The sequence below is a fragment of the Iodobacter fluviatilis genome, from assembly GCF_900451195.1.
Classification (GTDB): domain Bacteria; phylum Pseudomonadota; class Gammaproteobacteria; order Burkholderiales; family Chitinibacteraceae; genus Iodobacter; species Iodobacter fluviatilis.
Genome location: NZ_UGHR01000001.1, coordinates 570,786 through 589,406, shown reverse-complemented (window position 1 = coordinate 589,406; position 18,621 = coordinate 570,786). Strand labels below are relative to the sequence as shown.

Below are 18,621 nucleotides of genomic sequence, written 5' to 3'. Positions count from 1 at the left end.
CAAAATAAGGGCACTCCTTCATAGAGCTGTCCTTATTTACACGGGCCAGTACGTATCCGCGTGCCCGCTAAAAAAATATTTTCATTTCAACGTCAGGGTTTATCAGCCTCATTCGTTTACTTGGTAATGATTCTTAAAATCACTACCAAATGAGGCCTAATCCCATGAGAGCATTCTGCCGCCGCGCAGCGATCCGGCCATTAATTCTGGCCTTAAGCCTTGCATTTGCAATGCCAGTACAAGGCATTGCTGCCCAGCCCACCGCGTTTGAATTGAATATCAGCTCCCAGCCCCTGAGCAGCGCATTAGGCGAGCTGGCCCGCCAGTCGGGCATGGTGCTGCTCGTGGATGCTAGGCTCACCGCAGGGCGACAAAGCACGGCACTTAAAGGCAACTACAGCCTGCGTGATGCGCTACGCCAACTACTGAGCGGCAGCGGTTTGCGTGCAGAAATAAACAGCGATGGCACCATTGTTTTAAAGCAGGAGCCGCAAGCTGATAAGGCCGTTGCCATTGGCGCGGTTAAAGTCAGTGGCGCGGCAGCGGCGTTTTTAAGCGACGAGCAGATAGAAGCCCATGACCGCCCCTATATTAAGCCGGGCTCTTCCGCCCATATCAGCCGGGAAAACATTGATCGCTTCCGTGGCACATCCCCTGCCGATATTTTAAAAGGCACACCGGGTGTGGTTGTAGGCGATGCACGCAATAGCGGCGCAGTGGATGTCAATATCCGTGGCATGCAGGGCCAGGGCCGTGTGCCCGTACTGATTGATGGCAGCCTGCAATCCTCTACCGTTTACCGAGGCTACGCTGGAGTTGCCGATCGCAGTTATATCGATCCTGAGCTGATCAGCGAAATCAATATCGCCAAAGGCCCAAGCATGGGCGCTGAAGGCGCAGGCGCGATTGGCGGCCTAGTCAGCATGCAAACATTGCGTACTGAAGATATTTTAAAGCCGGGTGAGCGTAGCGGTTTCAGAATCCGCACGGGCCTACAGGACAATAGCAAAGAAGCCCCCACTCATTTTGAAACCACGCCGCGCACAGACCGCAACAATATCCTAGACCCGCGCAGCGGTTTTCTGAGCCTTGCCTATGCAACACGTCAGGATGATTTTGATCTGATTGCCGCCATCAGCCATCGCCGTACCGGCAATTATTTTGCAGGTAAAAATGGCTTCAGCAGCTACCAGAATATCGATGAAAATGGCGATGATGATGGCATCACCCGCTTCTATCATGCTGGAGACGAGGTTTTAAATACCTCAAATACCACCGATTCTGCCCTGTTAAAAACCACCCTAAACCTGAGCAATGATCAGGCCTTAGAGCTGAGCTACCGCTACTTTAAAAGTGCTTATGGCGAAATCATGCCTTCGCAAATTTTGCGTAATAGCACCGGCATTATCAAGCAATGGAAGCCAAGCGAAGTCAGCACCGATGCCTGGACGGCCCGCTATAAATATCAGCCTGCTGATAATCCGCTGATTAATCTAAAAGCCAATCTGTGGCACACCGATATGGAAAGCGCCGCCCGCAATGGCGATGTTTTCCGCAACCCGCACGAAGGCAAGCCCACCAGCTGGGAACACGAATGCGAGCAATGTGTAGAAACACTCTATCTGGCGAAAAACCAATCGCAGCGCTATGGCGCAGATTTAAGCAATACCTCGCGCTTTGATAGTGCCTACGGTGCTTTCAGCCTGAACTATGGCTTTTCGCTGCAAAAAGAAGATATCGCCCCTTCCGACCGTGTAAAGATCGATATGGATGATATCAATCATAACCGCAACTTACGCAGCGGCACGCGTCATGAAGAAAGCGCCTTTCTGAATATGCTGTGGCAGCCCTCAGACTGGCTGACCGTAGAAGCCGGTGGCCGCTATTTGCGCTATCGCAGCAAGGACAGAAATACCACGGCCACCCAACTTGAAGAACCACTGGGCTGGAAACGGATGTACTTGTACGACGACCAGAGCAATCAGATTGGTACAGTTTTATGGCATCAGGATCAGAACGGCCAGTTTAGTGATGCAACAAATCCACTTAAAGCCAGCACGATTGTGCTGGAGCATGACAAAGACGAAGACCCGGTAGAAATCAGTCGCAGCCAGGTGCACGAATCCACTGTCGACGATATGGTTTTTCACAACGAGATTCCCGGCGCATTCAGCCGCAGCGCACCGATAGAGCGTGAAGGCAGCGGCTTTGCGCCTGCATTTGGCCTGACTTTTAAACTGAGCGACAACATCAGCAGCTATCTGCGCTACACCGAAGGCCTGCGCATGCCTAGCCTGTATGAATCTACCGTTGGCTTCTCGGCGACATTCTCTTCGCCGCTCGAGCCTGAGCACAGCAAAAACTGGGAAACAGGGATTAGCTTTATTAAAGATGGTGTATTTAGCGCAGAAGATAAGTTGCGCCTGAAAGTGGCTTACTTTAATAACACCACGGATAAATACATCACCCGCATCCAGATTTCCGGCAAAAAAGCTTGGGAGCAGAATTTCTCTATGGCCAATATCGACAGCTATAGCGTTTCTGGCTTTGAGCTGCAATCGTCATACGACAGGGGTGATTTCTTTGCTGAATTAGCCACCACGCTCAACCATAAAGCCATGATTTGCGATTCAAAAATGGCGGGCTATTTACGCTCCAAGGCCCAATACACATCCAATATGAGTGCAACGCCTGACTGCTCGCCAGTTGGCTTCACCTCATCTTATGTCAGCAATATGATTCCGCCAAAAATCAGCAGCAATGCCACCTTTGGCACACGTTTACTCGACCAGAAACTCACGATGGGTTTGCGTGCTAGTTATGTCAGTGGCCCTTTAAATACCTCAGACCCAGATGCAACTTGGCAGCATTCCAGCGGCACCGCAGTGCAGGTTAAAACCCTGCCCTACAGCCTAGTGGATCTATTTGCCAGCTACAAAATCAACGCCGATACCCAAGTCGATATGACCATCGATAACACCACCGATCGTTACTACCTTGATCCGCTCTCGCTCAGCCTGATGCCGGGCCCGGGCCGCACAGTAAGGATGTCTTTGGGAATGAAGTTTTAACAAGCATGCCCGTGCGGCGGGCAAAGCCCTAGCCGCACGCGTCAGCACCGTTTTTCCCAAAATAGATTTTTTTAACCCCGTTTTTTATTACCTGAGCAAATACACCACTATGAATGCTGTAGCCGAACTGAGCCGTACTCAACAACTTAAAGCCTTAACCACAGACACACACGATCAGCTGGATAAGCGCATCATGGCCAATAAGCCTTTTGCCAGCGAAGACAACTACGCACGTTTTCTGATTGCCCAGTACGGCTTTTTAAGAGATTGCGATCCCCTTTACGACAACCCGGATCTGGCTGCCCTTTTCCCGGATCTGGCCGAGCGCCGCCGCTATGACCGCATCGCGGCAGATATCAGCGATCTGAAACGCGCACTGCCAGCGCACGATACTTTGCCAACGCTTGCGCATAAGCAAGATATTCCCACTGCTTTGGGCTGGATGTATGTCACCGAAGGCTCTAAACTCGGCGCGGCGATTTTATTAAAAATGGCCGGTGCGCTCGGGATGTCCGAAACATTTGGAGCCCGCCATCTGGCAGGCGCACCAGAAGGCCGCGCTAAAAACTGGCGCGAATTTACTGCGGTGCTTGATGGTGTACTACTCTCAGAGGAAGAAGAAGCGCGTATGGTGGCCGGAGCCAAAGCCGCTTTCACACGCATGAATAATCATTTGGATCAGGTGTATTAATGCATCAAGGCGGACTGCACGCACCATTACGCTGGGGTTACACCATTCTGGGGTGCCTAATGGTGGTGCTCGGCATTATCGGCGCGATGCTGCCCGTGATGCCCACCACGGTTTTTTTACTGATGGCGCTGGCTTGTTTTAGCAAATCGTCGCCTAAGTTTGAGCAATGGCTGCTGCAGCATCCGCGTTTTGGTGCCTCTCTGCGCGCTTGGCGGGCCAACCGCCTTGTGCCCAAAAGCGCCAAAATATCAGCCTGCCTAGGCATGATGCTGGGGCTGATCATCCTCGCCCTCACCCCCGCCCCAAGGTGGGTGGTGGCGGGCGTGGCAGTTTGCGAGCTGATCGTGGCTATTTATCTGATCCGCCGCCCCTCAACCATTGAAGAGGCGGGCAGCCCTGCTGGCTGCCCTGCAAAACCCACATCAGGAATCAGGCGCAGCTTGGCCATCAGCTTCTTATTACACCTTGGCCTGCTCAGCTATTTTGTCAGCAACTGGACCAGCACGCCCCCTCGTCCGCAGCATGAAAGTGAGCAAATAGAAGTAACGCTTTTAGAAGCCACAGCACCTGCGCCTGCTGTTCCGCTTGAGCAACACGAAGCCAGAAAGGTCAGCAAAGCCGCTGCGAAACAAGCCCCGGCGCCTGCCCCAAAAGACAGCAAACCCACGCCACAAACCCAGCCACAACCCAGTATTGTGAGCAAAACACAGGCTGAATCGCCGCTTGCCGCCGCCGCTCAGCCCAAAACCACGGAAACTTCGGCCAGCAAAGAAACAGGCCCGCTAAATAAAACAGCAGCCATCGCCGCCGCCCCGCCCGCACCACCGGCCTCTAATCAACAGGCCAGCGGGGGCAGCAATAGCTGGGAAGGCAAAGTGCTGGCCCGCCTAGAGCGCTTTCGCCGCTACCCCACCGCCGCCCGTATGCGAGGCGACGAAGGCGTGGCTTATTTGCGAATGATGATTAATCGAGAAGGCCAAGTGCTCAGTGCCAAACTAGAGCGCAGCTCCGGCGTGCCCGCACTCGACAAAGCCGCCATGGAAGCCCTCAACCGAGCAGCCCCCCTACCCCGCATCCCCGCCGATCGGCCAGATGAGCTGGAACTACTGGTGCCGTTTGAGTTTTTTATTGCAAATTGAGAGAAATACAGCAGTTAATTTAATTAGCAGCCTGTCGGACTTGAGCGTCCGTAGCGAGAAAACATCCGGTTTGAAACAGATTTTGAGGTTTTTTGAGGCGAATAGCGGGCTATTTAACGATAAAAAGCTCGAAATATGGCCAAATCCGGTATTTTCGCAGTAGCGACAGTCTCAAATCCGACAGGCTGCTCTAGCATTGTTGCTCCCATATCAAAATGACACTGAACCAGCGATTTGTTGTGACCGTCCCACCCATTGAACTGGCAGCAGAGGCTACAAAATTGTTACGCCTCCTTGCCACCTGCTTTGGCCACTCACATGAACAGGGCCATGGCGAATAAGCAGCAGGCACTGACCGAATTGTTTTTGGAGTAATTAACGCTGCCATGAGCCGTATCCATACCAGCACGCCAATAAAACATAAAATGACGCAAAAAGCCCACCCAAGCCTCTATTGCATATACAAATTGATAATAATTGATCAGACAAAAATCTTTCTATCGACGAAAGAAAAAAATGACGATAGAATATCCACTCAGTCTGTAGAGAATATGTTTCATATTTATTTAACCACTCCTTGTTTATTTAAATATTAAAATTTAAATAATATTTGCCTATTAAAGAGAAAGTCTGATGAAAAAATTATTACTTGCTGCAGTGATTCTTTCTGGCTTAGTTGGTTGTGCCTCTGTTCCTAAAGGTGATACAAAGCAAGATATCGCATTAAAAACATTTACTGTACCTGCAGATAAAGCTGGCCTCTATATTTTCCGAAACGAATCAATGGGTGCTGCAGTTACAATGGATGTTGAGCTCGATGGTAAAGAACTAGGCAAAACAGCAGCAAAAACATATCTGTACAAAGAAGTAGAGCCAGGCAAACATAGTATTGTTTCTAAAGCTGAAAACACAGAGACACTTGAAATTGAAGCAAAACCTGGTACTTTAATTTATGTTTGGCAAGAAGTAAAAATGGGGCTGCTATATGCACGCAATAAGCTGAACTTAGTGAATGAAGCAGAAGGAAAAAAAGGTGTTCTAGAAACAACCTTGGCAATTACTAAATAATCCGCCGCCAGATTTTGCCATAAACCGTGGCAAAATCTGGATTACTGCATGGCATTCAGAAAAACACTGATTAAAACCACACCTCAATTCTTTACTTTAAATTCAGCATGATTATGATGTGCCGAGAGCAGATGGATAAAACTCAGACAACAATCTGTACCCAATGTAAAACCACATTATGGCGTGTATAAGATTGAGTGATAATTTTGCAAAAGCTTTAACAGTAAATTTGCCAGTCGCAGGTCTGCCCAATCATTAACTTGGCATCTTTATAGAATCGGTTTTTTTATTTTGGAATAGCAATCAGAGACTTAACTAAAACAGGCCTATGGCGCTCCTCCAAAAAACTAAGCACTTGGCAACGTTATATTCGCGCCCCCTCAAAATAAACCACACCATAAAAGCCTGAGCCCCTGTTCCAAAACGAGGCATAACACACGGCACTTCAAACACTCTCCTCGACAATTTCTTACAAATTCTTTCATAAAACTCGCATTAAAATTTGCTCTTGTTTAAACTAGGACAAAGTTTTGCCCTTAAAAAGCACTTATGCTGAATCATGTCTACTCCCCGGCCAAGGAACACCATGACCCTTACTCAAAAGCTCCTCCCGCTTGCGATCAGTGTTTTACTATCTGCAGCCCCCTTGATGGCCGCAGATGCGCCTGTTGCGAAAGAAGCCATTGCCGCTGCACTGATTAGTAAAGTGAATTCGGCAGTAGATGCAGATACAGCAAGGCTAACCCACATTTTTAAAGACCTGCACCAGCACCCAGAGCTGGCCTTTACCGAAACCCGTACGGCAGGCATTGTGAGTAAGGAGCTGAAAGCCTTGGGCTTTAGCGTGACTGAGGGCATAGGAAAAACCGGCGTTGTGGGCGTGCTTAAAAATGGTGAGGGGCCAACGGTATGGTTCCGTGCTGATATGGATTCCAACGCGGTACGTGAAACCACCGGCCTACCCTATGCCGCCAAAGCCAAACAAAAACAAGCCGATGGTAGTGAAATCGATGTCATGCATGCCTGTGGCCACGATGCGCACGTAACTTGGATGCTAGGCCTTGCCAAAACGATGGCGGCACTAAAGTCTGACTGGTCTGGCACGCTGGTGGTTTATGCCCAGCCCGCAGAAGAAGTCGGCCTAGGCGCGCAAGCCATGGTGGACGATAAACTCTGGGAGCGCGGCTTTCCCAAGCCTGATTTCGCCTTTGGTACCCATACCGCTCCAGGGCCAGTTGGCGTGATTTCCAGCTCCCCGGGGGTACGCATGGCGGGCGTCGATCAACTCGACATCACCTTTAATGGCCTTGGCGGCCATGGCTCCACCCCACAAATGACGATCGATCCGGTAGTCATGGCATCACAAGCGGTGCTGGCCTATCAAACGATTGTGAGCCGCAATCTTGATCCACAGGCTGCCGCTGTATTATCAGTCGGCTCTATCGTCACTGGCCGCGATAATAATGTGATTCCTGAAACCTCAGTACTGAAGCTGAATCTGCGCTGGTTTACGCCTGAAGTGCGCACACAGATGCTAAAGCGAATTGATGAAATCAATAAAGGCGTGGCAATTGCGGCAGGGGTAAGTGCAGAAAAAATGCCAACCCGCGTCATGAAAGGCAACTCTGGGCCACTGATCAATGACAAGCTATTAGTTAGCCGTATTAATCCTTCACTTGAAGCGCTGATGGGCAAGGGCAAGGTGATTGATCATTTCCCTGCTGTGATGGGGTCAGAAGACTTTCAGGAAGCATTTAAACCCCTCAATACTCCCTATGTATTTATGCTGGTAGGTGTAGCCCCCCCCGCGCTCTTTCAAGAAGCACAATTAATGGGCCGTCCCTTCCCTTATTCCAATCACAACCCGGATTTCTTTGTTGATTTAGCCGCGATTCCAATTGGAGCAAAAGTAAATAGCGTTGCAGTGCTGAGTATTATGGCAAAACAAAACACATCAAAAAATACGGTTAATTAATAGCAAAAGTGCGGGCATGGGCAGTAGCCCATTCCCGCACACATGCAACCTAAATAACACAAAAACAATAAATATCATTTAATAAAAATATTTGATAAGTAATGATATTACTTAATGAAAAATGCCATATGATGGCAAATGATTGGTTTTTCGAGGCTTCACTCTCGTATGACTTCAGTATCCCTATGATGAACATGGTGCAGATAGCCTAGCACAGCTACACTCAGTCATTAACTTATCATCTTTATAGAATAAAATAAGGCTCATTCCCCTGCTAAGGGGGTGGTACTTTATGAGTCAATATGGTTATTTATAAGAAAATATATTATTTTATTATTATTTTACACATCAGTATTTATGCTCAGGCGGCAGAACAGCTTAATGCATTAACCGAATATTTGCCGCCTCTTAATTACGAACAGGATGGAAAAGTAACCGGGTTTTCAACTGAATTACTGGATTTAATTGCCCTTGATTCTGGCATCACTCTAAAAAAAGAAATACTGCCATGGCCTCGGGCCTATAGCCGGGCGCAAAAAGAAGCGAATACGCTGATTTATTCTATGGTGCGCACGCCAGAGCGTGAAGGGCAATTTCAGTGGCTGGGCCCGATCAGCTCGCGGCGCATCCTGCTTTACAAGCTGGCAAAACGTAAAGATATTGTGGTTAATAAATTAGATGATGCACGCGCTTATCATATTGGTGTGGTCCGTGAATCCGCAGCAGCCAGAAGTTTAATACGACAGGGTTTTGATCAGCTTGATTTAGCAAGCGATGATGAAAACAATATGCGTAAATTAAAGCATGGCCGGTTCGATCTGCTGCTTTCTCTTAATTGGGCTGCAGCATACAATGCAGAAAAATTAGGTATAAAAAACGAAATAGTGCCTGTACAGCTGGTCGCAGGACAAACAGACTATTGGTATGGCATCAGCCTTCGCACACCTTCTGCTATTTTGCGTAAAATGAACAGAGCATTAAATACAATTCGTAAAGATGGCCGCTTAGACAGGCTAAGACAAAAATATATCTCTGATTTTCAAAATTAAAACTCATCATTAAAAGCGATCTGCGATGATTTCCCTTGTTCAGCCTGGCGATGCCTTTTTAATTCCTGGCCTTTGCAGCCTGTTAAAGGATGCCGTGGATGGTGGCGCATCGGTCGGCTTTCTTGCCCCGCTCTCTATGGAGGATGCGAATCAATACTGGCAGCAGGTTTTTCCTGCACTGCAAAGCGGTCTTTATTTATGGGTCGCGATTAAAGACGAAAAAATAGTCGGGTCGGTGCAATTAGCATTATGTGGCAAACAAAACGGCCAGCACCGTGCCGAGATTCAAAAGCTATTTGTATTGCGCGAATATCGCGGCCAGGGTGTTTCCAGCAAATTAATGAAAGCGGCGGAAAACTTTGCATTTCAGCTTGGCCGCAGCCTGCTGGTACTCGATACCGAAGCTGGCTCAGATGCAGAATTAATCTACCTGCATTCAGGCTGGAAAGCAGCAGGCAGCATACCGGACTATGCAAAAAGCCCCAATGGTGAGCTGCGCCCCACCGTGTATTACTACAAGTTCATTCAGCCCAATGTTTAAATCAGCAATTCATCATTCATGCCACCCGGGGCCTTTATGCTTGATATTCTGAATAATTATATTTTGCCCGCCTGCTTTTTATCCGTATTGCCAGTGCTGTTTGTGTATTTATATTTGTGCTGCCATTTACACACTATTTTTAAAGATTCCTACCCACAACTGCTGTCGGCCAACAACGGGGCAATGGATTCAAATATTGGGATTGAATTTCAGGCACTGCACATTATTCCGCCACTAATCAGATCTGATATCGTGCAGCAGCTGCCCAGCCAATACCATCAGAAATTATGCAAAGCCACACGGCTAACAGGCTGGTTGCTCATTCTTTTACTATTCATTATTGTCGCCTCTTTTATAATTATGCCGAAAAGCTAATCACCCGCCCAAAAGGATAAGCAATGAAAAAAATCAGTCGAATCGTCATGGGATTATTAGTCTCTGTCGGCATGGCCAATGCGCAAACCCCGCCCCGGCTGCGTACGCCTTTTGTAGAAAACTGGGGGCAAATCCCCCCGGCAGTGCTGGACAGGCAAGCGAAAGAATTTGCCGGGACTTATTTTCTGGAAGGGCCGGGAGATCGCAAGGAAATTGCCTTTACCTACGATGATGGCCCCAGCCTTGATACGCCAGCCCTGCTGGATTTACTTAAAAAAGAAAATGTAAAAGTCACCTTTTTTTGGCAAGGCAGCCAGATTGAGCAATTCCCAGAAACCGTGCGCCGTGCGCTGGCAGAAGGCCATACCCTGGCCAACCATAGCTATAACCACCCCGATTTAAGCAAGCTGGAAGACGGCGGTGTATGGTGGCAGGATCAGCTGGAAAAAACCCAGCAGGCTTATCAAAAAGTGGTGGGATTTCAACCCACCATGATGCGCCCACCCTATGGTTTTTTAAATGACAGCCAAATTAAAAGCCTGCAGGGCAAAGGCATGAAAGCCATTTTATGGTCGGTAGACAGTGCCGACTGGTTTCATACCCATCAAAACAAAATGGACGAGTTGGCCAGTAATGCTATCGAAAACGTCATTCGCCAGTATATTCACCCAGAAGCCATTGTGCTGATGCACGATTCCGGCGGGCGTGGCCGCAAACCCACTATTTTGGCGACTTCGCGCTTGATTCCAGAGCTAAAAAAACAGGGCTATCAATTTACCACCGTTGATAAATTACTCAATATCCCGGCAAAACTGGCATCTGCGCCTGCCGCTAAATAATGGCATATCACGCTGCGCTCCTTTCCTAAGGAGCGCGCGCACAAAGTGAGCAATGGATATAGAAGCCACAAAGAACTATTGCCGGTCACTGGCAGGTGCCAGTGAAAAAATATTTGCTGCCCCGGCCAATATTCATGTTTTTTATGTAGGCGATAAGCAATTTGCCTATTTTAAAACCAGCCAGCCCGAGCAAGGCCGCTTTAGTATTCGTGCAGCCCCTGAGCGCTTTTTAGAGCTGACTGATCAGGAAGGAATTAAGCCTGCCCGCTATATGCAGCGCTTTCACTGGATCAGCATCAGTGATTTAACATCAAAAGAAAGCAGTTTTATCAGAATGCTGATTGATGAGTCCTACCAAAAAGCATTCAGCAATCTAACTAAAAAAGCACAGAAAACAATCAAACCCCTTAATTTTTAGTGCCATTTTCAAAGACCAGAGTACGATAAAGATCATTCATGCCTTTCACTCTTTTCATAAATATTTCTTTAAATTTTCCAGCCTTCAACTTCGCATTTAATTCAGCGCCCAAAAATAATCTGTCTTTTTCCTGCATACTGGTTTTAGACAAATAAAAGCCAGAATTAACAACAGGAATGGCCGCGATCGGAACAGCATGTAATTTTGATTCTAAATGATATCTTTCAAACGATTTTGCAAATGCGGATATCCCCCCAACCGTTGCATCACACCTTTTTTCAAGCATTTTACGGGCAATAATATCGGTATCCAGCACGTCTTCCAGTTTATTTTTTTGCTTTAATAGTGCCATCAAGGCCATGTACTCCGGCCCCAGATTAAAGCCCCGCACCACATTCACCTGCAGTTTTCCCTGCATTAATGCATCAAGCGGCGTGGCCGCATCAGGGTGATCTTTTGGTAAAATCAAACTGGTCTGCTCAGAAATCACATTGATATAATCGCCTACCGCATCCCGTTTATCTATTTTTGATGCAGCAATGATGTCAACTTTTCCTGCTTCAAACATCAGCAGCGCACGTATTCTGGGCATCACTTCGTAAACAAACTGGCAGCCCGTTGTTTTTGAAATTTCAGTTAAAAAATCAGGCACCAGACCGCTGACACGATTTGACTCATCAATTTCCATAAAAATACTGATCGGGCTGCTTGCCACAATCAAGGGCCTGGAACAACCAGCTGCCGCTACAACATGCCATTGCACCAGCAACACACAGATTACAATGCGTAAGGAATGCATAGGCTACCTCGATTCTGAGCCATTTTTACCACACCGTGATGTTGTTCAGCATAGCTTATGCTTCAAGCGCTGCACTCAGACCTTTCAGACCGTTTTTCATGGGGTTTACACAATAAAAAACGGCGCAGCATAAAAAGCTGCGCCGTTTTTTGCTGATCAGGCTTTATGCCTTATGCAGCAATGAATGGTGGCGTGAATAGCCAAAATACACAATCAACCCCAAAGCTAACCAGATGGCAAAACACAGCCAGGTCATTGCAGACAACTGAGTCATCAAAAACACGCAAAAGATCACCGCTAATGCCGGCACATAGGGCACGGCCGGGCAGACAAATTTGCGCGGTAAATCCGGCTCGCGCTGACGCAGCACAATCACGGCAATAGCAATCAGGGAAAATGCGGCCAGCGTACCGATATTCACCAGCTCGGCTAGGGTATGCAGCGGCACAAAGCCAGCAATCAGCGCAATCATTGTGCCAATCAGCCAGGTGGCTTTATAAGGTGTGCCGTAGCGGGGGTTAATCTCAGAGAAAATCTTCGGCAAGAGGCCATCGCGGGACATAGCCAGCAGGATACGGGTCTGGCCGTAGGTCATCACCAAAATCACCGTCATCATGCCCAAAATAGCGCCTAAATCGACAAAACCAGCAAACCAGTTGAGCTTGGCCACCTGCAGCGCAAGCGACACAGGGTGATCAATACCTGCAAACTGAGCATAAGGCACAATGCCGGTCATAATCGCGGCCACAATCACATAGAGCAGAGAACAAATGGCCAGCGACCAGATCACGCCCTTAGGGATATCTTTAGCCGGGTCTTTTACTTCTTCAGCCGCACAGGTCACCGCATCAAAGCCCAAAAAACTAAAAAACACGATGGCCGCGCCATGAAATACACCAGAAAAACCAAAGGGCAACGCCGGGCTCCAGTTCACTGGCTCTACATGCCATACGCCAATCGCAATAAAGAGCAGTACAACGGCCACCTTGATCAGCACCACAATATTATTGACGCGCTTTGATTCTTTAATCCCAAAAGCCAGTAAGGCGGTAATCACCATCGCAATGGCAAATGCAGGCAGATTAAAAAACGTGCTCTTGCCTGGCACGGCACCCGCTGCCGCAGTCAGCATATCAGGCAAGTAAATCCCAAACCCGCCCAGCAGGCTCTGGAAATAACCAGACCACCCTACTGAAACAGCAGAAGAGGCCAGCAGGTATTCCAGCATTAAATCCCAGCCTATCATCCAGGCAATCAGCTCGCCCAAAGTAGCATAAGCGTAGGTATAGGTTGAGCCTGAAACCGGCAGCATGGAGGCAAATTCGGCATAGCAAAGTGCAGCAAAACCGCAGGCCAACGCGCCAATGATAAATGACAGTACAAGGCCCGGCCCTGCAACCGTCGCCCCTGTGCCCGTCAGCACAAAGATGCCTGTGCCAATAATTGCACCAATCCCCAGCATAGTGAGGTCAAAAGCAGACAGCTCCCTGCGAAGCGCCGTGGACGTCTGGGCAAATACCAGCATGTCCTGAACGCTTTTCTTGCGCATCAAACTCATATTCCCAATCCCATTTATAGCCTGCAGCTTGCTGCCAGCTCAGCAGAAGATACACAGCGATCAACTAAAATTCGCGGGCTGGCGATGTGTTTTAAACACGCTCAAACCAGTGCAATAAAAGGGGCGGGATATTACAGTAATCACTTATGAGTGCAATCTGGTGAAAGCTGTATGCAAATGGGTTTTATCCTAAAATATAAAAATATTTTAGTTTTTTATATTAAAAAACAATCAAAAATTAAAATTTAAAACCACAAAATGCCGAACACTACGTCACAAATCATGCGGATCAAACCTTACAAAACAACACTCTGCCTTTTTAAAAACAGAAGGGGGAAATGCTTTTTTTCTGCCCGAACGGCAGCAGCATCCCCCCTGCTTAATGTGCCTTTTTCATATCAGGTAAAAACAATGCAATCATCCCCCCGAGTGGCAAGAACGCCGTAAAGTGGTAAACGCTGGCAATCCCGTATTGATCTGCAAAACTGCCTATCACCGCAGCACCTATCCCCGCCACACCAAAAGCCAGCCCAAAAAACAGGCCCGATACCATGCCCACTCTTCCGGGCAGCAGCTCTTGCGCCAGCACTAAAATCGCCGAAAACGCCGACGACATCACCACACCAATCACAAAACTCAGCGCAATCGTGCCGTTTAAATCCATATAGGGCAGCGCCATAGAGAACGGTGCCGAGCCTAAAATAGAAAACCAGATCACCCGCTTGCGGCCTATCCGATCACCAATCGGCCCGCCCAGAATCGTCCCTAGGGCCACGCCAAATAAGAAGATAAACAACATCAGCTGCGCCGCTTGCGCGCTGAGGGCAAAACGCTCGATCAGATAAAATGTGTAATAGCTATGAAAGCTGGACATATAAATATACTTGGTAAACACCAAGGCAATCAGCACCGCCATCGCGCAGAGCGTCTGGCGCTGTGGCAAGGGCTGAATTACAAGATGCGCTTTGCTGCCGGCATTTTTTTGCTGATGCGCTTTCCAGATGCTGATCTGCCAAAGCACGGCCATGGCCAACAGGGCCGCAGGTGAAAACCACGCCAGACTGCCCTGCCCCAGCGGAATCACAATCAAAGCGGCCAACAAAGGCCCGCAAGCACTGCCCGCGTTGCCCCCCACCTGAAAAATAGACTGCGCCAAACCATGTTTGCCGCCCGAAGCCAGCCTAGCTACGCGGGACGATTCTGGGTGGAAAATCGCCGAGCCGGTGCCGGTCAGCCCTGCCGCCAAAAGCAATAGCCCAAAAGTGGACGCTTGCGAGAGCAATAACAGCCCGCACATTGAAAAGCCCATTCCCAGCACCAGCGCAAATTTCTGCGGATGCTTATCGGTAAAGCTACCCACCAGCGGCTGCAAAATCGACGCCGTAATCTGGTAGGTAAGCGTCAGTAAACCAATCTGGGTGAAGCTGAGGTGATAGCTGCCTTTTAGCAAGGGATACAGCGCCAGAATTAAGGATTGCAACATATCATTTAAAAAATGCGCGCTGCTGATTGCCGCCAGCACGCGATAGCGCGTGGCCCCGATTGCAGGCTTGATCCCCATCATTGCCGTGGTCATGACGTTTACCTTTGTTGTTTTATGGATGCATGTTAAGGTCATTCATCACGCCTGTCTTACGCAGATAAGGCAGCAACTATAGTGAAAACGACATGACGCCAAGAATAGAAAACTTAGGGCCGCCGCGCGAATTGGGCAATGCACTACTGATAGGCAAAGCCGGCGAGCGCGAGTCGGGCAGCAGTACCATTCGCCATCAGCACGAAGTGGCGCAATTGCTGTACGGCATCAGTGGTGTGATGCGGGTGATTACGCCTTACGGGCAGTGGATCGTGCCGCCCAACCGGGGCATCTGGCTGCCGGCCGGCGTATGGCATGAAGTATATATGCTGGCTTTTGTAGAAATGCGTACGGTGTACATCCACCCCGATGCCCTGCCCAATCTGCCCTGCTGCGTGCTGGCGATCACCCCGCTGCTGCGCGAGCTGATTCTGGCCGCAGTGAACTTTGATCAAGCTTATCCGGACGACAGCCGCGAAGGCCGCATTATCCGGCTGCTGCTCGACGAAATCATCAGCATCCCCACCCTGCCCATGGTGCTGCCCATGCCGGAAGACAAAGCCCTGCGCCAGATTTGCGACGAGCTGCTCAGCTCGCCGGATGATATTCGCAGCAGCAGTGATTGGGCGTTAAAAATGGGCGTAGATGCCAGAACACTGCAGCGCCGCTTTAATAAAACCACCGGCATGACTTTTGGCGAATGGCGACGGCAAGCCAGATTATTAAAAGCGCTGGAGCGCCTCGCCAGTGGAGAGCGCGTGATTGATATCGCCCTCGATTCTGGCTATGCCAGCCCAAGCGCCTTTAGCGCCATGTTTAAACGCCAGTTTGGCGTGGCACCGAATGCATTTTTTAAATAAGGAGAGTGGCGGGGGAATTACATAACAGAAATGAAAGAAAGAATATGCCGAAGAAAAAGACAGCGATAACACACACAGAAGCACCTCAATCTCAGCATTACAATTGCATAAATTGCCAATATGTACGATTAAATTAGCGTCAGTTTGTGACTAAACGCAAATCAGCAGCCCTCGTATAGTGGTGTAATCCGATGAACGTCGAGGGCATCATGCAAATCACTCATCTTAAAACCGCCGAAGTATTTTCTATCCGCGCAAAATCATGGATTCACTGCGCTGCTGGCCAGCTATGGCTCAGCCATGATGGCCACGATGTGATCTTAGAGCGCGGGCAAAAATGGCCGATTGACGACACAGATCTGGCGGTTATTCAGGCCCTGCAAAACAGCCACTTTATGCTGCTTGCCAGCGAGAAACTCTCTCCTGCAGAGCAAAACTTCGTATTAGCATAAAGCGCAGGCGAGCAACCTGTCGGATTTGAGCGTCCGTAGCGAGAAAACATCCGGTATTTTCGCAGTAGGACAGTCTTAAGCCCTACAGGCGGCTAGCTGGCATGGATTGCCTGCAGCTTTTCCAGCTCATTAAACGTGGCAACACGCAGCTGACTTAGCTTATTCAAGGCACTATGTTCTGGCGATGCTTCAAGCGAGGCCCAATATTGGCCCAGCGTTTCTGCGCCAATTTGCAAGGCAATCCCTTTGGCGCTGTGTGCATAGCGGGCGGCCTCGCTGTGCTCCCGCTGCCCAATTGCTTTTTTATACAGCTCTTCTAATTCTGCAATTCTGTTTAAGCCCTTGTGGCTTAAGGCTAAGTACCGGTCTGATTTAAATCCCAATGACGCCATTGCCGCATGGTGGTCTAACAAGACCTGCTTAGAATTTAAAATAGATTTATAACGCTTACTCAATAAGCGAATAAGTTCATCAATCCTGAATGGTTTTCTTAAATGCCCGCTGAATGCGCTAAAACCCGCCGCATGCTGCAACTCTTCTATCGGGCTGGCAGAAACCAGATAAATGGGTTTTTTCCATTTTTGTTCGCGCAAAATACCCGCAGCAGTCATGCCATCCATTTCCGGCATTTGGTAATCCATAATAATGCTGTCAATTTCCGGGTGCTGGCTTACTTGCAAAATAGCCTCCAGCCCATTACCTGCTTGCAATGCACGGGCTCCAAAATCCTGCAAAATACCGCATATCATTTCCCGGTTAATGGTTTCATCTTCTACCACCAAAATGGTATGCCCGCATAACGCTTGCTGCTGAGGCTGAAAAATACGAGCTGGCGCTGAAGAAGCAAATACAATTTGTGATTCAATAAAGACACAAAACTCGCTACCTTTTCCTTCCTCACTGCTAAAAGTAATATCCCCCTGCATCAGCCTTGCATAATCCCGGCTTAAAGATAAGCCTAAGCCTGTGCCGCCAGCCAGCTGCCCTTCTTTGCTTTGCTCAAAAGGTGAAAAAATACGCGGATGATCTTCTTGTTTAATGCCACACCCCGTATCGGCCACCACGGCATTTAAACGATAGCAATGAGAAAGCAACTCGCCCGATAACGTTAAAGTAATCGCTCCATATTGAGTAAATTTAAGGCTGTTACCCAATAAATTAATAAGGATCTGCCGTAGTTTACCCGCATCCAGGCTCAAATTTTCGGGCAGACCTTCACTTAAAATAACTTTAAAACCTACTCCTTTTTCTTTAGCCATCATATCAAACATGACTTCTAATTCATTCTTCAACTGATTCAGATTAATTGTTTCAATAATCAGCAAAACCTTATTGTGTTCAGATTTAGATAAATCCAGAACATTATTAAGCAAACTTAATAAATGATTACCACTGTTTGCAATATAACCAATTTCTTTTTTTTCCTCTTCGCCCATGTTTTTATTACGCAATAACCGATCGGCATAGCCTAAAATAGACGTTAATGGGGTACGAATTTCATGGCTGATATGGGCTAAAAAACGGCTCTTTGTGGCATTGGCAATTTCGGCCTGCTGCCTTGCTTCTTGCAATGTTTCAGCCAGCTCGGCAAGCTTTTTACGATTTTGCTCTGATCGCCATAGCGCATAAAGCCCGAATGCAGCACAAAAGATTAAGAATAAAATTTGAGTCGTTGCCAATAAAATACGCAGCTCACCCCAGTGGGTAATATTTTTTCTGTATTCATCAACGGCCAGCGCATCCTGAGTGCGAGCCTCCTGCACTAAATTATTAACCGCATCCTGCTGCAATTTTGTTTCTTTTTGAAATTTCACCCATTCTTTTTCCGAAGTAAAGCCCAGGCTTAATTGCTTTTCACTATCATGAATATACTGAACCAAAGGCATCAGCAGCCTGAGCTGCAGTTTCTTATCTTTAAAAAGTGCAGAAGCTTCAATTTCATTTTTAGCAAAGCTGTCAATCCGGCTGTAGTAAATATCAAAGCGCAAATTAACTTTATCTAGCTGATCACGCCGGCCATAAGCCACTACTTCACGCAGGCGATAATACTCATTGCTCAGCTGAAAAAACTGCCATAGCTGATTATCCATGCCAAATTGATTGGCACGGTCAAGCTCCCTTTTTTGCTCTAATTCAAAATGAACAATCAGGCTAAAATTGGCGATTAATATTATGCAAATAATGCTTAATATTCTTTTGAATCGTGTCAT

The 18,621-nt window shown here is 48.1% G+C and carries 16 protein-coding genes; 12 read left to right on the top strand and 4 right to left on the bottom strand.

The features are described from left to right. Positions 1 to 164 precede the first annotated feature (164 nt). From DYD62_RS02705 to DYD62_RS02660, 10 genes are all read left to right on the top strand, one after another. Positions 165 to 3,071 carry a TonB-dependent receptor gene (locus DYD62_RS02705; protein ID WP_165928583.1) on the top strand — a complete coding sequence of 969 codons (2,907 nt, stop codon included), beginning with the start codon at positions 165 to 167 and terminating at the stop codon, positions 3,069 to 3,071. Between the two features lie 109 nt (positions 3,072 to 3,180). Next, complete coding sequence (locus DYD62_RS02700) at positions 3,181 to 3,762, top strand: biliverdin-producing heme oxygenase (RefSeq protein ID WP_115225956.1); 582 nt, start codon at positions 3,181 to 3,183, stop codon at positions 3,760 to 3,762. Then, positions 3,762 to 4,901, top strand: a complete 1,140-nt coding sequence (locus DYD62_RS02695; protein ID WP_115225955.1) for a TonB family protein — start codon at positions 3,762 to 3,764, stop codon at positions 4,899 to 4,901. The genes DYD62_RS02700 and DYD62_RS02695 overlap by 1 nt, the downstream gene beginning before the upstream one ends. A gap of 633 nt (positions 4,902 to 5,534) precedes the next feature. Beyond that, a complete protein-coding gene (locus tag DYD62_RS02690; RefSeq protein ID WP_115225954.1) occupies positions 5,535 to 5,969 on the top strand; it encodes a DUF2846 domain-containing protein in 435 nt (144 codons plus the stop codon). A gap of 586 nt (positions 5,970 to 6,555) precedes the next feature. Next, positions 6,556 to 7,944, top strand: a complete 1,389-nt coding sequence (locus DYD62_RS02685; protein ID WP_115225953.1) for an amidohydrolase — start codon at positions 6,556 to 6,558, stop codon at positions 7,942 to 7,944. Between the two features lie 302 nt (positions 7,945 to 8,246). Then, on the top strand, positions 8,247 to 8,993 hold the full coding sequence (locus tag DYD62_RS02680) for a substrate-binding periplasmic protein (RefSeq protein WP_115225952.1): 747 nt from the start codon (positions 8,247 to 8,249) through the stop codon (positions 8,991 to 8,993). A 25-nt stretch (positions 8,994 to 9,018) separates the two neighbouring features. Next, positions 9,019 to 9,534, top strand: coding sequence for a GNAT family N-acetyltransferase (locus tag DYD62_RS02675; protein ID WP_115225951.1), 516 nt, complete (start codon positions 9,019 to 9,021; stop codon positions 9,532 to 9,534). Between the two features lie 36 nt (positions 9,535 to 9,570). Beyond that, positions 9,571 to 9,909 carry a hypothetical protein gene (locus DYD62_RS02670; protein WP_132038600.1) on the top strand — a complete coding sequence of 113 codons (339 nt, stop codon included), beginning with the start codon at positions 9,571 to 9,573 and terminating at the stop codon, positions 9,907 to 9,909. A 23-nt stretch (positions 9,910 to 9,932) separates the two neighbouring features. Next, complete coding sequence (locus DYD62_RS02665; protein ID WP_115225949.1) at positions 9,933 to 10,748, top strand: polysaccharide deacetylase family protein; 816 nt, start codon at positions 9,933 to 9,935, stop codon at positions 10,746 to 10,748. Positions 10,749 to 10,800: 52 nt separating this feature from the next. Next, complete coding sequence (locus DYD62_RS02660; RefSeq protein WP_115225948.1) at positions 10,801 to 11,166, top strand: MmcQ/YjbR family DNA-binding protein; 366 nt, start codon at positions 10,801 to 10,803, stop codon at positions 11,164 to 11,166. On the opposite strand, the gene DYD62_RS02655 is transcribed toward DYD62_RS02660, so the two are convergent. The 3 genes from DYD62_RS02655 to DYD62_RS02645 form a co-directional block, all read right to left on the bottom strand. Then, positions 11,156 to 11,965: a substrate-binding periplasmic protein gene (locus tag DYD62_RS02655; RefSeq protein ID WP_115225947.1), complete on the bottom strand. Its 810-nt coding sequence runs from the start codon at positions 11,963 to 11,965 to the stop codon at positions 11,156 to 11,158. The genes DYD62_RS02660 and DYD62_RS02655 overlap by 11 nt on opposite strands. 163 nt (positions 11,966 to 12,128) lie before the next feature. After that, positions 12,129 to 13,523, bottom strand: coding sequence for a branched-chain amino acid transporter BcaP (bcaP, locus tag DYD62_RS02650; RefSeq protein WP_115225946.1), 1,395 nt, complete (start codon positions 13,521 to 13,523; stop codon positions 12,129 to 12,131). Positions 13,524 to 13,902: 379 nt separating this feature from the next. Continuing rightward, positions 13,903 to 15,141: an MFS transporter gene (locus tag DYD62_RS02645; protein WP_165928582.1), complete on the bottom strand. Its 1,239-nt coding sequence runs from the start codon at positions 15,139 to 15,141 to the stop codon at positions 13,903 to 13,905. Positions 15,142 to 15,191: 50 nt separating this feature from the next. Here DYD62_RS02645 and DYD62_RS02640 point away from each other — a divergent pair, with 50 nt between their 5' ends. After that, complete coding sequence (locus tag DYD62_RS02640) at positions 15,192 to 15,959, top strand: AraC family transcriptional regulator (RefSeq protein ID WP_115225944.1); 768 nt, start codon at positions 15,192 to 15,194, stop codon at positions 15,957 to 15,959. 209 nt (positions 15,960 to 16,168) lie between these two features. Then, positions 16,169 to 16,411 (top strand): hypothetical protein, encoded by a 243-nt coding sequence (locus DYD62_RS02635; protein ID WP_132038599.1) that lies wholly within the window; start codon positions 16,169 to 16,171, stop codon positions 16,409 to 16,411. Positions 16,412 to 16,503: 92 nt separating this feature from the next. On the opposite strand, the gene DYD62_RS02630 is transcribed toward DYD62_RS02635, so the two are convergent. Next, positions 16,504 to 18,621: an ATP-binding response regulator gene (locus DYD62_RS02630; RefSeq protein ID WP_115225942.1), complete on the bottom strand. Its 2,118-nt coding sequence runs from the start codon at positions 18,619 to 18,621 to the stop codon at positions 16,504 to 16,506.

Bases quoted from the DNA above. Each gene is read 5' to 3' on its own strand.
- DYD62_RS02700 (WP_115225956.1), top strand. From the start codon at position 3,181: ATGAATGCTGTAGCCGAACTGAGCCGTACTCAACAACTTAAAGCCTTA.
- DYD62_RS02665 (WP_115225949.1), top strand. From the start codon at position 9,933: ATGAAAAAAATCAGTCGAATCGTCATGGGATTATTAGTCTCTGTCGGC.
- DYD62_RS02655 (WP_115225947.1), bottom strand. From the start codon at position 11,965: ATGCATTCCTTACGCATTGTAATCTGTGTGTTGCTGGTGCAATGGCAT.
- bcaP (WP_115225946.1), bottom strand. From the start codon at position 13,523: ATGAGTTTGATGCGCAAGAAAAGCGTTCAGGACATGCTGGTATTTGCC.
- DYD62_RS02670 (WP_132038600.1), top strand. From the start codon at position 9,571: ATGCTTGATATTCTGAATAATTATATTTTGCCCGCCTGCTTTTTATCC.
- DYD62_RS02640 (WP_115225944.1), top strand. From the start codon at position 15,192: ATGACGCCAAGAATAGAAAACTTAGGGCCGCCGCGCGAATTGGGCAAT.
- DYD62_RS02695 (WP_115225955.1), top strand. From the start codon at position 3,762: ATGCATCAAGGCGGACTGCACGCACCATTACGCTGGGGTTACACCATT.
- DYD62_RS02645 (WP_165928582.1), bottom strand. From the start codon at position 15,141: ATGACCTTAACATGCATCCATAAAACAACAAAGGTAAACGTCATGACC.
- DYD62_RS02680 (WP_115225952.1), top strand. From the start codon at position 8,247: ATGGTTATTTATAAGAAAATATATTATTTTATTATTATTTTACACATC.
- DYD62_RS02705 (WP_165928583.1), top strand. From the start codon at position 165: ATGAGAGCATTCTGCCGCCGCGCAGCGATCCGGCCATTAATTCTGGCC.
- DYD62_RS02685 (WP_115225953.1), top strand. From the start codon at position 6,556: ATGACCCTTACTCAAAAGCTCCTCCCGCTTGCGATCAGTGTTTTACTA.
- DYD62_RS02690 (WP_115225954.1), top strand. From the start codon at position 5,535: ATGAAAAAATTATTACTTGCTGCAGTGATTCTTTCTGGCTTAGTTGGT.
- DYD62_RS02675 (WP_115225951.1), top strand. From the start codon at position 9,019: ATGATTTCCCTTGTTCAGCCTGGCGATGCCTTTTTAATTCCTGGCCTT.
- DYD62_RS02635 (WP_132038599.1), top strand. From the start codon at position 16,169: ATGCAAATCACTCATCTTAAAACCGCCGAAGTATTTTCTATCCGCGCA.
- DYD62_RS02630 (WP_115225942.1), bottom strand. From the start codon at position 18,621: ATGACACGATTCAAAAGAATATTAAGCATTATTTGCATAATATTAATC.
- DYD62_RS02660 (WP_115225948.1), top strand. From the start codon at position 10,801: ATGGATATAGAAGCCACAAAGAACTATTGCCGGTCACTGGCAGGTGCC.